The following is a 14920-nucleotide window of genomic DNA, read 5'->3' as shown; positions in this document are numbered from 1 at the left end:
GACTCAGGGTCTGCTCTTTTTACATCTAGAAAACTGTTTCAGAGTACCTTCAGAAACTCTGTCAAATCGATAATTTCCTGCGGCGTCAATCCTATATTGAAACGCTTGTCATAGAACTTTACGACGTCGGTCAGCTCTATCATACCGCCGTTATGGAAGTAAGGTGAACGCGCTTCGATGGCGCGCAGACTGGGTACCTTGAAGCGACCGATGTCCTGCCATTTGCCAGTGTTCATGGCCCTGCCGGGATCGGTGGTTTCCATGACCTCACCAGTCAGTTTATTCCTTAGCGTGTACAGGGGCATATCCGGTGTGCGCAGGCTGGCATCGGATACGCCGGTGTTGAACAGTCGTGGCACCGAATGTGAACCGACATTACCTACGCTGTGACAACTGGTGCAGGTCGCCCTTTGCAAAGCCACGCGTAATTCACCATTGAAACCGGCAACACCGGTGACATTGAAGGGTTTGTTATTGAAAATCTGCTCGCCCCTGGCGACAGATGCCCTGGCAATGTTGATAGCCGAAGGTGGCTGTCCTGGCTGCCCGGGGCGGCCCTGAGCCGGCGGGATAGGTGGGGTTGGCCGGTCAAGCCCGCGCCATGTGGTGAACATGGCCATGACATTACGGTCAAATGACGCACCGCTGACGTAGTCACCTACGTCGATGTCGTTGATCCCGAAATAAAAATTGTTCTTTGCCAGTTCCAGCGGACCACCTTTGGCACCGGCATCGGTCAGATTACCAGCAGCCAGGCTGGTGATCTGTGCAGTGAACAAGGTTTTTTCAAAATCAACGATGCTGCGCTGTTCCGCAGCAGTCAGCCCCTGTGCAGCTTGCGCATGGCCAGTCACTGCGCTATTGGACTGATGCAGCAGGTCAAAGTCGGTAGTTGCAAAACATTGCAGGGGGCGACTATTGCGTATGCACAGATTTGATCGCGCATCGGCGAAGGTTTCACGCGCATCCCACATCACGGTACTGAGAAACTTCAGATTGGTGGTTGGCATGGGGCGACGGAATAGCGACAGCTCTTTGGTGCTGGCATAACCATAGGGATCGTCGACTTTGACCAGGGTAAATTCTGCATCGGCAGGAACAGCCAGCCCCACCCTGATAAGCCCCTTGGTCAACAACATGCTATAGGCAAGGCGTTTCTGATCTATGGTAGCGGTCAGGGCATTGGGAGAATTGGCACCGTCATTCAAGGCAAAAACCGGATCGCTGCCATTGGTTTGCGTGAATCTGTCCTGCAGATTATCAGGACGTATGCTCCAGCCCTGGCTTTCCTGGTGACAGCTGGCGCAACTACGGCCATTGCCAAAGGCTTTAAAGAAGGCATTGCCCTTGTCTATGCTGCCGGTGGTCGATACCGTCAATGCTGCCCCTTCACCATTGACGATAGGTACCAGCGATGGCTGTTCGACTGGCGCTGCTGCAGGGGAGGTAGGGGGGACGGGGGCAGCCAGTGCGGCTGCGCTACTGACGGGCGGTACGGCCTGCGGACTGGCAGTTGATCCTGCAATGGAAGTTCCGGCATCGCCACCGCATGCGGCCAGATTCAATAACAGGAGCATGGCAACCGGCAATTGCGCTCTGCGCTGAATGCCATGCAGCTTGAGCACGGCGTTTGACACTATGTTTGACACTATATGAGATCTCATTTGAAGTCCTCCTTCGAGTTAAGAACTCATTTCACCAATAGGGATGAGTTCCAGTTATTTTTTTACTCAAGAAGCCTGGCATTCTCTGCACGAAGTTCTGAGACTGGATACAGGATGAAGGCCGAATATGGAGAAAAAATGAAGATAACGAGACTTTTTCAGGCGCAGGAAACAATAAAACCACATCAAATATTTATTCGCGGAACACCATGTTTACTTCACGATTGCTCCATAATTGGCTGGCAATATGGCAAATTGATACCATTCTCAGCAAGGTTCTTACCGCATGCGTCTCACCATAGCCCGCAAATTAGCCTTGGCCATCACGGCCATCGTGATCATCAGCATAGGTACGCTGGCCTGGGTGACCAGTCAGAATCTGAAGAGTGGCTTCATTGCCTATCTGAGCGACCTGGAAAAACAGGACCTGGTCAGGCTAAGTACCATGCTGGCCGAAGATTACCGGCAATACGGCAATTTTGACCGTTTCCAGGCAGATCGCCGCCCCATGCGGGATTTGCTGGATCAGTTGCGCAGCAAGCCGCGCCCTGATAATGAAGACCCACAGTCTCCTCCGCCCAGACGGCGTCAGGCAGCCGAAGACGATGACAGACCGCCACCACCACCGCCAGTCAGGTCCGGGGAAACACCACCGCCGCCACCACCGACACGGGATACCGGCACGCCACCAGAGCAAAGACCACCGGTTGACCCCATGCGGTTCGGACAACGCCTGTCACTCATAGATAAAAATGGCCATGCACTGATTGGCCCTGCCGATGCACCGGGCAGCGTGCAGGCCATCATGCTGGGTCCGGAAAGAGTGGGCACGCTGCGACTGGCACCTTTACGTCAGCTATCCAATGCCAGCGCCATCGACTTTGTCAGTGTGCAGGTACGCCATACCTTGCTGCTGGCAGGTGCACTGATACTGGTTGCGGTCGGGTTTTCACTATGGCTGGCCAGGCATCTGCTAAGGCCACTGAAATCCCTGCATGCAGTAACGGCACGCATTTCCAAGGGGCAGTTTCAGGCCAGGGCCGACATCATCAGCCAGGATGAGCTGGGTGATCTGGCGCAGGATATCAATATCATGGCGCAAAACCTGGAAAGGAATGAGGCACAAAGAAGCCGCATGCTGGCCGATATCTCACATGAACTGCGCACTCCACTGACGGTGATACAGGGTGAGATAGAAGCCCTGATCGATGGGATACGCAATATCTCGCCGGCGGCACTGGAATCCCTGCACGCCGAAGTGCGCCATCTGAACAAGCTGGTGGATGATATACGGCAGTTGACCCTGGCCGATGCCGGTGATTTGCATTATCAATTCCAGGCCATGGATTTGCGCCCTTTGTTGCAAGACATGTTGCAACGCTTTGCATTGCGCATGGAACAGGCTGGCTTGCGCCTGGAAAGTCATCTGGGTGAGCTGCCTGTCTGGGTGAATGCCGATGGTAGCCGCCTGACCCAGGTACTGGGCAATTTGCTGGAAAACAGCATACGTTATACCGATAGCGGTGGCATGATTTTGTGTACACTGGCACGTAACGGTGCGATGCTGGAACTGAGCCTGGAAGACAGCGCCCCGGGTGTCCCGGACAGCAGCCATGCCTTGCTGTTTGATCGCCTGTACCGCGCAGACAGCGCACGCAACCGCAGCAGTGGCGGCAGTGGTCTGGGGCTGGCGATTTGCAAAGTGATTGTTGAAGCACATGGTGGACGTATCCATGCTGCCGCTTCATTACTGGGGGGAGTAAAAATAAGCCTGCAATTACCCTGCATCAGTCCCAGGAACACATAGGACATAAACAAGGAAATAAGCAAGGAAATAATATGGACAGCGGCACCCGCATACTCATCGTTGAAGATGATCTGAAGATCGCTGCCCTGCTCAAGGATTATTTGCTGGCCGCCGGGTATCAGGTCAGCCATGAAGCAAATGGCAGGCTGGCGCTGGAACAACTCAGACTATCGCAACCTGACCTGATCTTGCTCGACCTGATGTTGCCTGAAGTCGATGGCATCAGCATCTGCCGGGAAGTACGCCAGTTCAGCCAGGTACCCATCATCATGCTGACCGCCAGGGTGGAAGAAGTAGACCGCCTGCTGGGCCTGGATACGGGCGCGGATGATTATGTATGCAAACCCTTTAGTCCGCGTGAGGTGGTGGCGCGCGTCAGAGTGCATTTGCGCCGCAGCATGGCTAGCCTGTCTGCTGCCGGGCAATCCCGCTTCTTCATCGACAAACAGCAATTGCGCATACTGGTGGATGCCCAGCCTTTGAACCTGACACCAGTGGAATTTCGCCTGCTGTCCGAATTCATCAGCCACCCTGAGCGGGTATTTTCACGCCAGCAATTGCTGGACTTTGCGCATGAAGACCAGCGCGACATCAATGACAGAACCGTAGATACGCATATCAAGAACATACGCAAAAAAATACAGGGCAGGCTACCAGGCAATGAATGCCTGCACTCTGTGTATGGCGTGGGCTACCGTTTTGAATTGCCCTAGTGAGCTGTAGCAGTCCACTAACCGGCAATCAGTTTGCCTTGAAAAAATAGTAAGTGGCTTTGTACGGTGTGCGTGATTCTGCCCCCAGTTGGAAGTCTGAACAACCGGTCAGTGGCGCTTTGCCGCCGACGGTTACCACACGCTGTACGCTGGTAATACCGGAAAATGTGCCGCTGTCTGAGCTGGATTTGGCTTTCAGCAATAACCAGGGGATAGCATTGGTATCCATGCTTTCACTTTTGGCGACGACCTCTGCCACGACTTTGCTGCCGTCATTCGCTTCCCAGGTTGGGCCTTCATAGTGCTTGCCCAGCTTCACGCTGTTTGCATCGTGACTGGCATATAACTCTGCCAAAGGCGCGCGGAATACCCATTCAAATTTTTTGGGGCCGCCCTTATTCGCCTTGCATTCATAAATCTGTACGCCAGTTGCAGCCATTTGAAATGCCAGCACTTCACTGGCTGGTGCTTTCAGGTTGGCGGGTACGCTGACTACCTGTGTTACCGGAGCGACAGGGGCCGCTGTATGTTTGACGGGTGCGGTCGAACAGGCGGACAGGACAGCAATGGCAGACAAGCTGCCGACAAGAGCGATTTTCTTCATTTCTTATACCTTTCAATAAGATGTTCAAGGCACTCAATCACCGCAAGCGACAGCCAATGCCTGATCTATCCCGTGGTTTGGCATTCCATCAAGCGCTGGTATAAGCCTGCATAAGCCTGCTCTGCCATGGGCGCGAATGAGGTGCACTGGTTCGCCCCTGCTGCGGGGGCCCAAGTTTGTTTGGGCAGATTTTAGCAATAGTGTTTCAAAAAAAATAAAACACTTACGGAATTTTACATCCTCACGCCGGGCATACAAGCCCCTTGACTTAAATAGAGCTGCGGATCATGGCCTCAGATAAATTAGCTTCGTTTTGTAGTGAACAGGCACCGGGCCTTCATGGGACAATACGGGTCGAATACAGGTCAAATATAGATCAAATATGGGCCGGGCATCCTGCCTGAGCACAGGCCAGCATTGCGAATGGGTGGATCAGGTTTCATGAGCGACAAGAACAACAAGGAAAACAGAAAGCAGACTGCCGGGCAATTGCTGCATGCACGCAATCGCCATCAGGGCCGCTATGACTTCGCCGATCTGATCAAAGCCGAACCGGCATTGCTGCAATGCCTGACACACAATCCGGCTGGCGATACCACCGTCGATTTTGCCGATCCGCTGGCAGTCAAATTACTGAACAAGGCTCTGCTGCAAAGCAGCTACGGCGTACGTGACTGGGACATTCCGCCAGACAATCTTTGCCCGCCAGTGCCAGGCCGGGCCGATTATCTGCATTATCTGGCTGATTTGCTGGCTGGCAGCAATCAGGGGCGCATCCCCAAAGGCCGGCAGGTATGTGCTTTGGATATAGGTACGGGTGCCAGTTGCATTTACCCATTATTAGGCTGCAGTGAATATGGCTGGTCATTTTGTGCCAGCGATATCAATGCAGACTCACTGGCCAATGCCCGGGCCATACTCGACCGTAATCCCGGCCTGGGCGCGCAGATACAGCTACGTCACCAGAGCTATGCGCAATCTCTGTTCAAAAACATAGTTGCGGATGATGAATGGTTTGATGTCAGCCTGTGTAATCCGCCTTTCCATACTTCTGCGGCAGAAGCACAGGCTGGCAGCATGCGCAAGTGGGAAAACCTGAAAAAAACCGGCAAGCTGGATCAGGCCACGCCCGTTCTGAACTTCAGCGGCCACGATGCCGAACTCTGGTGCGAAGGCGGGGAACTGGCGTTTATCAAGAAAATGATCGCAGAAAGTGCGGCTATACCCACAAAAATTTTATGGTTTTCCAGCCTGGTATCGAAATCAGCCAATTTGCCTGCAATCAACGCGGCCTTGAAGCAGGTCAAAGTCTGTGATCAGAAAACCATTATCATGAGTCAGGGTAATAAAGAGAGCCGCCTGGTCGCCTGGACCTTCCTGAATACCGGCCAACACGCTGCCTGGGCCAAATTACGCTGGCAAAACAACAAGAAATAAAACACGGGCCGAGGAAATTAAACGCTGTACAGAATATAATTTTACCTGTGCGGGCAAGGGCTGGCTTACAATCTCGTTCGTCTTCTGGATTGCAAGCCGAAACAATCAAGAAATAAACAATAAGTAAGCAATAAATAAGCAATCTGGTCTGGCAGTATGTGCATCGCGTGATTTACTTTTGAGCAAAATGTGTCAAGGATAACAATGAAACGTGTAGATGATTTCCGCCTGAAACTGGGCAAAGATGAGCTGGTTCCTATCATGATCGGTGGCATGGGCGTCGATATTTCCACTGCTGAACTGGCTCTGGTTGCTGCACGTCTCGGTGGTATTGGCCATATTTCTGATGCCATGGTGCAGGATGTCTCTGATCGTCGTTTCGATACCAGCTTTGTCAAGGAAAAGACCAAGTTCTACAAATACAATATTAACAACTCCGACAAAACTGACATCAAGTTCAACCTGGATCAACTGGCCGAAGCCACACGCCTGCATATAGGCAAGACCATGGAAGCCAAGCAGGGCACAGGCATGATCTTTGTCAATTGCATGGAAAAGCTGACCATGAATGGTCCACGCGAAACCCTGAAGGTACGCCTGGAATCTTCACTGGATGCCGGTATTGATGGCATCACCATGAGCGCCGGCCTGCACCTGGGCTCATTTGGCCTGATCGCTGATCATCCGCGCTTTCGCGATGCCAAACTGGGCATCATCGTTTCTTCAGTGCGTGCATTGCAATTATTCCTGCGCAAGAATTCCCGCCTGAACCGTCTGCCGGACTATGTCATCGTTGAAGGCCCGCTGGCTGGCGGTCATCTTGGCTTTGGCATGGACTGGGCTGAATACGATCTGCAAACCATCATTACCGAAATCGTCCAGTATCTGAAGGCAGAAAACCTGGATATCCCGTTGATTGCGGCTGGCGGTATTTTCACCGGCAGCGATGCCGTGTCTTTCATGGAAAACGGTGCTGCCGGCGTGCAGGTGGCGACCCGCTTTACCGTTACCAATGAATGCGGCTTGCCTGCCAGTGTGAAGCAGGAATACTTCAAAGCCAGTGAAAACGATATCGAAGTCAACAATATCTCGCCTACCGGCTACCCCATGCGCATGCTGAAAAACACGCCAGCGATTGGCGATGGCATACGCCCTGGCTGTGAATCGTATGGCTACTTGCTGGACGGCAATGGCAACTGCGCCTATATCACGTCCTATAACCGTGAAGTGGCAGCACACCCTGATGCCAAGAAAGTCTCGGTCATGGACAAGACTTGCCTGTGCACCCATATGCGCAATTTCAATTGCTGGACTTGTGGGCAAATGACGTATCGCCTGAAAGACACCACCCGCAAATTGCCGGATGGCACCTATGAATTGCTGAGTGCTGAACATGTGTTCCGCGATTACCAGTTCAGTGTCGATCACCAGATTGCCTTGCCGGCATAAGTTGTCGCTACAAGTTGTCGCTACAAGTTGTCGCTACAAGTTCTCGTATAAGCCGCTGAGCTGAATACAAAGTACAAAGTATAAAACGCCGCTTTGGCCTCCGGGCTAAGCGGCGTTTTTCATGGATGCAGGCAAAACAGGGCAGGCATATCTGCACCTGCAAGGGAAATCATGAGAAAACATGCTTAGCACCTTGTCCGTGCATAGTCATGCTGCACAGTAATATTTGCTTACATTTTGGTGCATGCGTGCGCCGTCACTGGTATTACCGGCTAGGTAATTCCCCTAAATAGCCATCAGCAAGCTCAAATTCACTGGTATCAGCCTTGGCATGAAAAATGCTGCATCGCAAACAATACTTGTGTGTCATTGACGATGTTTTTTGAAAAGGCTAGCTTGATGAAAATACGCATACTTTCCAGCTTATTGCTTTCTTTCTCTTTCAGCCTGTCCCTGTACAGCGGCACCTGCAATGCACAAACTGAGCCCCCCGCTGCAACTGCGGCTGCGGCTTCGGTTACTGCAACGACAGCACCTGCAGTGGCAGCGGATGCACCCGTTACCCCAGTTGCGGCCCCACCTGCAATGGCCAAGCCAGGCATGATTGCGGCAGATAAGATCAATGCTGGCGACACTGCCTGGATGCTGACTTCGACAGCATTGGTATTACTGATGACCATCCCTGGCCTGGCCCTGTTTTATACCGGCATGGTGCGCAAAAAGAATGCCCTGGGCACAATGGCACATAGTCTGGCAACCACCTGCATCGTTACCGTTTTGTGGGTGGTGCTGGGTTACAGCCTGGTATTCACGGCGGGGTCGCCGTATCTGGGTGGCCTGGACAGGTTCATGCTGCATGGCGTGAGCTTTTTGAAGGAAGCTGGCCAGCTCAGTGTGCATCAACTGGCACCGACAATACCAGAAAGCGTATTTCTGATGTTCCAGATGACGTTTGCCATCATCACGCCTGCCCTGATCACTGGTGCCTTTGCAGAACGCATGAAATTTTCTGCCCTGCTGCTATTCATTACCCTCTGGTCACTGCTGGTATATGTGCCGGTTGCCCACTGGGTATGGGAACCGGCAGGCTGGCTGGCGGCACGTGGCGTGCTGGACTTTGCCGGCGGCACGGTAGTGCATATCAATGCCGGTGTGTCTGGCCTGGTGGCAGCACTGATCGTCGGGCCACGCCTGGGGTTTGGCAAGGAACCGATGCCACCACATAATTTATTGCTGACAGCCATTGGCGCGTCCCTGCTGTGGGTGGGCTGGTTCGGCTTCAATGCCGGCTCTGCCGGCGCAGCAGATGGCCGCGCCGGGCTGGCCATGCTGGTGACACAGGTGGCTACTGCAATGTCTGCACTGGCCTGGATGCTCGTGGAGTGGCTGCGTCGTGGCAAACCCTCTGTACTGGGTATTGTTTCCGGTGCGGTCGCTGGTTTGGTGGCGATCACGCCGGCTTCGGGTTTTGTCGACCTGACCGGTGCCCTGGCGATTGGTGCAGTTGCCGGTGTCGCCTGCTACTGGGGTGCCACTTCGCTCAAATCCATGGGAGGCTACGATGATTCGCTCGATGTATTTGGTGTACATGCCATTGGTGGCATCGTCGGTGCGCTGTTGACTGGTGTCTTCGCGCTGAAGAGCATAGGCGGTGCTGATGGCAGTCTGGCCACACAGGCCTTTGGCGTCATCGTCACGGTGATTTATTCGGGCGCTGTGACTGCCGTCATTTTATGGCTGGTCAAAGTGACCATTGGTTTGCGCGTTACTAAAGAGCAGGAAAGAGAAGGGCTTGATCTTGAACTTCACGGGGAGCATATCTTATGAGCACCAGTACCTTAGTCCAGAATGCCATGTCAGACAATCTCGCGTTTTCCCTCATGGCACGTCTGCACGTGATTTTACGGCGACAAATTGGCCGCGTGACAGACATTGAATACATGCGCGTCAACCCGGCCTATTGCCGGGCAATGCTGGATCTGTCGATGGGCTTGCCAAACGACGACCTGCATGAAATCTGCCTGAAGCTGGAAGACATCTACTTTGGTGAAGATGGCCTGTTTGTTGCACCACCGCCAGCAGGCCCTTTGCTGGCCAGGCTGTCCTCCATGTCCACAGCCCAGAAATTACGCCCCAAAGCCCCAAGTCTGGAAGATGACAGTATCATGCAGGTGCCCATGCCCCCGCCTGACCACAACGCCATGGTCGACCAGACCTATATAGGCAGGCTGCGCTAAACCGCGCAGACACTGCGACGCTGCGACATTGCTACGCTGTGCGGGCTTGACCACAAGCCAGGCGTATTGCAAACCACTCTCTGGCCCTCATGCTGTGGGCCAAGCCCGTGATTGTGCCTTGCACAGGCAGTACCATGTTATTGCGACACGGTCTGAGCAGCATGAAAAGTCTTGCTTATGTTGCGTATCGCCCCTGTCCACAAGATCAGGGCCATGCCAGCACAGGCATAGGGATCAGCCGGGCCACCAGACAATACAAACGGGAAGACACATGCAAACAGGCAGATGACTGTCCCCATCAACGTATGTCCGGGATTTTGAAATATCGTCGCCAGCGGAAAGAAATGCAGGCCGATCACCATTATGGCCGCCGGAGTCACCCACGCTGCCAGACCGATATTGTTCAGTACATTGATGATGACCAGAAGCGCACCCCACTGCACTGCATTGACGATATAAAAACGACGCATCCTGCTTTGTTTTTGCGCTGCATTTTCTTCCTCAAGTGCGGGTTTGAAACTACGATACCTGTTCATCGCCAGCATCAAAATAAGCAGCCCTGCAGCGGCAACAACCGCATTGATCATGTTGTTGCCGGCAAAAGCGCGCTGATTCCACAAGACCATCCAGAAACTGCCGAAGACGGCATACACCATGGCACCTTTGAGACGATTAGCAAACGCTGTGGCAACGGGGCCGGAATTGAAAGGCATGTTATTTTCCAATCTAGATTCTAGATAAAAGGTGCTGTTGTATTTTCAACAGCGACCAGGTCAATGTTGTGCAAGCTTGTTTGTTCAAACTTATGTACTCTGAGCCGCACGCATGAGTGACAGTATGGGCAATCGCGGCATTGCATATCAGAGCAAAGTGTCAGCAATTGCAGGTGACAAATGTCATCTACCATCCACGTTGTCAACATTGTCCACCTTGTCTACGTTACCCATGAAAGTCATGATTGCTTTGTCATTTTTTTCGTGGCAGCATCATTGATTCGAATGAACGGGACTTGTTTTTGCCGGACCAGGCTCAGCTGTCAGCAAGAAATCGAAAGCGGCCAAGTGGCCAATACCATTACACTGGCATGCCCCTTTGTCGCATGACATGCGAATAAACCACAAATAGTGTCATTTATGTAAGTGATACGTCATCATACAACATCATGATGGCGACTTGATGTAAAATCAGTGCATCTTCGTAAGGTAAGCTTGCCACAATGGAAACTCAGCAAATAGCCAATTCCCCCCTTAGCGTAAGGCGTCACAAGAGTCTGTCCCAAGGGCTGGTTGAGAACATTACGAACAACATCAAAAATGCCGTATTCAAACCCGGTGAAAAGCTTCCTACCGAATCCGCCATCATGCAATTGTATGGGGTCAGCCGCACTGTGGTGCGTGAAGCGATTTCGCATTTGCAGGCAGCCGGGCTGGTACAGACACGACACGGCATAGGCACCTTCATCCTTGAGCCAGTCAGCAGTACCCTGGGGATTTCGCGTGAAGCCATTATCACGGTCAGGGATGTGCTCGACATACTGGAACTGAGGATCAGCCTGGAAACCGAAGCGGCCTGGCTGGCAGCATCACGCCGTACGGAAGCGCAATTGGCGGAACTGGCCACCGCCCTGAACGATATCCTGACCAAAAAAACCAGGGATACGGAATCGGTGAATGCCGATGTACGCTTCCACCTGCTGATCGCCCAGGCAACCGGGAACCGCTATTTTGTCGATATTCTCAGTGATCTGGGCACCACCATCATCCCCCGTGCGAGGCTCAATTCTGCGGCCCTGAATCTGGGCACCACCAGTAGTTATATAGATAAAGTCAATCATGAGCATGAAGATATCTATAGCGCCATCCTGCGCAAAGACCCGGAAGCAGCCCGCGCCGCCATGCGCACCCACCTGAGCAATAGCAGGGAAAGACTGCGCCAGGCACAACTACGCATGGAAGAAGAAGCCTCTTCTGGTCAGGCTGAAAATCCGGCAACCTGATGCCGGCATCTTCAAAAGCTTGAATGAGCAATACAGACAAGCAACGAAATAAGCAATACATACAAGTAATCAAATAAGCAATATCAAGACATGACTGCCTGGCCGTAACTACGTTAACTGCATCGTAATTAATGTAGTCACGGCAAATCCGGCCAGCATTTCCCCGCCTGCCCCTGTGCATTTAAAAGTGACCCGGCGCGATAAATAAAATAAACCACAATAAATAAAAACGATGCTTGCAGTCTTTGATTTTAAGTTGTACGATGACGTACATCCTAACAAGAATCATCCAAAGATTACGCAAGACGAATACCTTACAAACCGATTTTCATCCTTATTCCACTTATCTCTACCTACATTCAGGAGACATCATGAACCCACAAGATCTGAAACAGATACTTTCCTCTGGCCTGCTCTCTTTCCCACTGACCGACTTTGACGCGGCTGGTGATTTCAATGCAAAAACCTATGCTGAGCGCCTCGAATGGCTGGCTCCTTACGGTGCCAGCGCCCTGTTTGCTGCTGGCGGCACAGGCGAATTCTTTTCTTTGACAGCCAATGAATATTCGGACGTGATCCGCACTGCTGTTGATACCTGCCGTGGCAAAGTACCTATCCTGGCTGGTGCCGGTGGCCCTACCCGTCAGGCAATCGCTTATGCGCAAGAAGCACAGCGCCTTGGTGCCCACGGTATCCTGTTGTTGCCACATTACCTGACTGAAGCCAGCCAGGACGGCCTGATCCGTCACGTGGAAGAAGTCTGCGCATCCGTCGATTTTGGCGTCGTGGTCTATAACCGTGGCATTTGCCGCCTGACTGCTGATTCCCTGGAAATACTGGCAGCACGTTGCCCTAACCTGATCGGTTTCAAAGACGGTATCGGTGATATTGAACTGATGGTTTCCATCTGGCGTCGTATGGGCGACCGTTTCAGCTACCTGGGTGGCTTGCCTACTGCTGAAGTCTATGCAGCCGCTTACAAAGCACTGGGTGTTCCAGTCTATTCTTCCGCCGTATTCAATTTCATGCCAAAACTGGCAATGGACTTCTACCACGCCGTTGCAGCGGACGACAGCACTACAGTCAATCGCCTGATTGATGACTTCTTCCTGCCTTACCTGGAAATCCGCAATCGCAAATCCGGTTATGCTGTCAGTATCGTCAAGGCTGGTGCCCGTCTGGTTGGTCATAGTGCCGGTCCAGTCCGTGCACCATTGACAGACCTGACAGCAGCAGAAGATGAAATGCTGCTCAAACTGATTCTGAAACAAGGTCCACAATAAGCTGTATAAAGACGAAGCTGCGCAGCCGGTGCTGTCGCAGCTTCGTTTTTGCGTTTTACAAAACTCATCATTAACACCATGCTGTCATCCCTGCATTTGATGCAGGAAAGAAGGAGAACATAATGCAGATTACCGGCAAAATGCTTATCGGTAAAAATTCGGTGTTTGGCCTGGCTGGCAACATCAACGCCATCGATCCATCCACCAACCAGCAAATCGAACCCGTTTTCGGCTTCGCCACCGCTGACGATGTTCAACAAGCTTGCGATCTGGCAGGTCAGGCATTTGATACCTATCGCGAAACCAGTCTGGAACAACGTGCCAGCTTCCTGGAAACAATTGCGACCGGCATCATGGATCTGGGCCCTGTCCTGATCGAGCGTGCAGCACAAGAAACCGGCCTGCCGGTAGCACGTCTGGAAGGCGAACGCGGTCGTACAGTCAATCAGTTGCGCCTGTTTGCCAAAGTGGTACGCGACGGTTACTTCCTCGATGCGACGATTGATTCCGCTCTGCCGGAACGTGCACCACCAAGGCCAGATCTGCGCCTGCGCAAAATTGCGCTGGGCCCGGTTGCAGTATTTGGTGCCAGCAATTTCCCGCTGGCATTTTCCGTTGCAGGCGGCGATACCGCATCGGCGCTGGCTGCCGGGTGCCCGGTCGTCGTCAAGGCCCATAATGCCCATCTGGGTACAGCGGAACTGGTTGGTCGCGTCATACAAAAAGCAGTCGCTGATTGCGGTCTGCCTGAAGGCGTATTCTCCATGCTGGTCGGTGCCGGTAGCCAGGTTGGTCAACAACTGGTTGGACATCCTGCCATCAAGGCAGTTGGCTTCACTGGTTCACGCTCGGGCGGTCTGGCTTTGGTACGTACAGCCAGCCAAAGAAAAGAACCTATCCCTGTGTATGCAGAGATGAGCAGTATCAATCCGGTTTTCTTGCTGGATGATGCCTTGAAAACACAAACAGCCCAGCTGGCACAAAACTTTGTCGATTCACTGACACTCGGTGCCGGTCAGTTCTGTACCAACCCTGGTCTGGTAATTGCCATTGACAGCGACGCTGCACGCAGCTTCCTGGAACTGGCCGGACAAGCGCTGGAGAAAAAACAGGCTTCGACCATGTTGACACCTGGTATCCACCAGGCCTATGTCAAAGGCAGCAGCCATCTGGCAGAAATCGCTGACCTGACACTGGTCGGCAAAGGCCAGCCAGCAGAATCACCATGTGCGGCACAAGCCGTGTTGTCTGTTTGCAGCGGCAGTACTTTCCTGACGACAGCAGCACTGCAGGAAGAAGTCTTTGGTCCATCCTCGATTGCCATCCTGTGCAAAGACTTCAATGAAGTCCTGCAAGTATCGGAATCGCTGGAAGGCCAATTGACGGCTACCGTACATGCAACTGCAGCAGACCATGATCTGGCGAAGAAATTGTTGCCAGGTCTGGAAAGAAAAGCGGGCCGTATTTTATTCAACGGCTTCCCTACCGGTGTTGAAGTGGCGCATGCCATGGTACACGGCGGTCCGTTCCCTGCCACATCCGACAGCCGCAGCACCTCGGTTGGCGCAAAGGCCATAGATCGCTTCTTGCGCCCTGTGTGTTATCAAGCAATTCCTGCCGACCTGTTGCCGGCAGCATTGCAGGATAACAATCCGCTGCAACTGGCTCGTTTGATAGATGGAAAACTGACCCTGGCATGATGCCAGACCGGGCTGACCTGCATTGCAGGT

The 14920-nt window shown here is 52.8% G+C and carries 12 protein-coding genes; 9 read left to right on the top strand and 3 right to left on the bottom strand.

The features are described from left to right. Window positions 1-38: 38 nt before the first annotated feature. Window positions 39-1664, bottom strand: a complete 1626-nt coding sequence (locus H8L32_RS05990; protein WP_230412071.1) for a cytochrome C — start codon at window positions 1662-1664, stop codon at window positions 39-41. Window positions 1665-1950: 286 nt separating this feature from the next. Between H8L32_RS05990 and H8L32_RS05985 the strand changes: the two genes are divergently transcribed. Together H8L32_RS05985 and H8L32_RS05980 are read left to right on the top strand one after the other, a co-directional pair. Further along, window positions 1951-3471 carry an ATP-binding protein gene (locus H8L32_RS05985; RefSeq protein ID WP_186946234.1) on the top strand — a complete coding sequence of 507 codons (1521 nt, stop codon included), beginning with the start codon at window positions 1951-1953 and terminating at the stop codon, window positions 3469-3471. A gap of 32 nt (window positions 3472-3503) precedes the next feature. Then, window positions 3504-4184: a response regulator gene (locus H8L32_RS05980; protein ID WP_186946233.1), complete on the top strand. Its 681-nt coding sequence runs from the start codon at window positions 3504-3506 to the stop codon at window positions 4182-4184. 28 nt (window positions 4185-4212) lie between these two features. Here the strand turns inward: H8L32_RS05980 and H8L32_RS05975 are convergent, their stop codons facing one another. Further along, the gene (locus tag H8L32_RS05975; protein ID WP_186946232.1) at window positions 4213-4788 is read right to left on the bottom strand and encodes a DUF3455 domain-containing protein; all 576 of its coding nucleotides are present in this window, start codon (window positions 4786-4788) and stop codon (window positions 4213-4215) included. Window positions 4789-5229: 441 nt separating this feature from the next. Between H8L32_RS05975 and rlmF the strand changes: the two genes are divergently transcribed. The 4 genes from rlmF (at window position 5230) to H8L32_RS05955 (ending at window position 9911) form a co-directional block, all read left to right on the top strand. Next, entirely contained in the window at window positions 5230-6225 is a 996-nt protein-coding gene (gene rlmF, locus H8L32_RS05970) for a 23S rRNA (adenine(1618)-N(6))-methyltransferase RlmF (protein ID WP_186946231.1), read from the top strand. A gap of 204 nt (window positions 6226-6429) precedes the next feature. Beyond that, on the top strand, window positions 6430-7674 hold the full coding sequence (locus H8L32_RS05965; RefSeq protein ID WP_186946230.1) for a nitronate monooxygenase: 1245 nt from the start codon (window positions 6430-6432) through the stop codon (window positions 7672-7674). Window positions 7675-8073: 399 nt separating this feature from the next. After that, complete coding sequence (locus tag H8L32_RS05960; RefSeq protein WP_222619217.1) at window positions 8074-9501, top strand: ammonium transporter; 1428 nt, start codon at window positions 8074-8076, stop codon at window positions 9499-9501. Further along, window positions 9498-9911, top strand: a complete 414-nt coding sequence (locus tag H8L32_RS05955; RefSeq protein WP_186946228.1) for a hypothetical protein — start codon at window positions 9498-9500, stop codon at window positions 9909-9911. The genes H8L32_RS05960 and H8L32_RS05955 overlap by 4 nt, the downstream gene beginning before the upstream one ends. Window positions 9912-10048: 137 nt before the next feature. Here the strand turns inward: H8L32_RS05955 and H8L32_RS05950 are convergent, their stop codons facing one another. Continuing rightward, window positions 10049-10624 (bottom strand): hypothetical protein, encoded by a 576-nt coding sequence (locus tag H8L32_RS05950; protein WP_186946227.1) that lies wholly within the window; start codon window positions 10622-10624, stop codon window positions 10049-10051. A gap of 503 nt (window positions 10625-11127) precedes the next feature. Between H8L32_RS05950 and H8L32_RS05945 the strand changes: the two genes are divergently transcribed. The 3 genes from H8L32_RS05945 (at window position 11128) to H8L32_RS05935 (ending at window position 14890) form a co-directional block, all read left to right on the top strand. Then, window positions 11128-11907, top strand: a complete 780-nt coding sequence (locus tag H8L32_RS05945) for a FadR/GntR family transcriptional regulator (RefSeq protein ID WP_186946226.1) — start codon at window positions 11128-11130, stop codon at window positions 11905-11907. Between the two features lie 371 nt (window positions 11908-12278). Further along, window positions 12279-13190, top strand: coding sequence for a 5-dehydro-4-deoxyglucarate dehydratase (gene kdgD, locus H8L32_RS05940; protein ID WP_186946225.1), 912 nt, complete (start codon window positions 12279-12281; stop codon window positions 13188-13190). Window positions 13191-13312: 122 nt separating this feature from the next. Next, a complete protein-coding gene (locus H8L32_RS05935; protein ID WP_186946224.1) occupies window positions 13313-14890 on the top strand; it encodes an aldehyde dehydrogenase (NADP(+)) in 1578 nt (525 codons plus the stop codon). The last annotated feature ends 30 nt before the right edge of the window (window positions 14891-14920 follow it).

Origin of the sequence: Undibacterium hunanense, assembly GCF_014284335.1 — a bacterium.
Taxonomy (GTDB): Bacteria; Pseudomonadota; Gammaproteobacteria; order Burkholderiales; family Burkholderiaceae_D; genus Undibacterium; species Undibacterium hunanense.
This window is presented reverse-complemented; position numbering and strand designations above follow the sequence as displayed.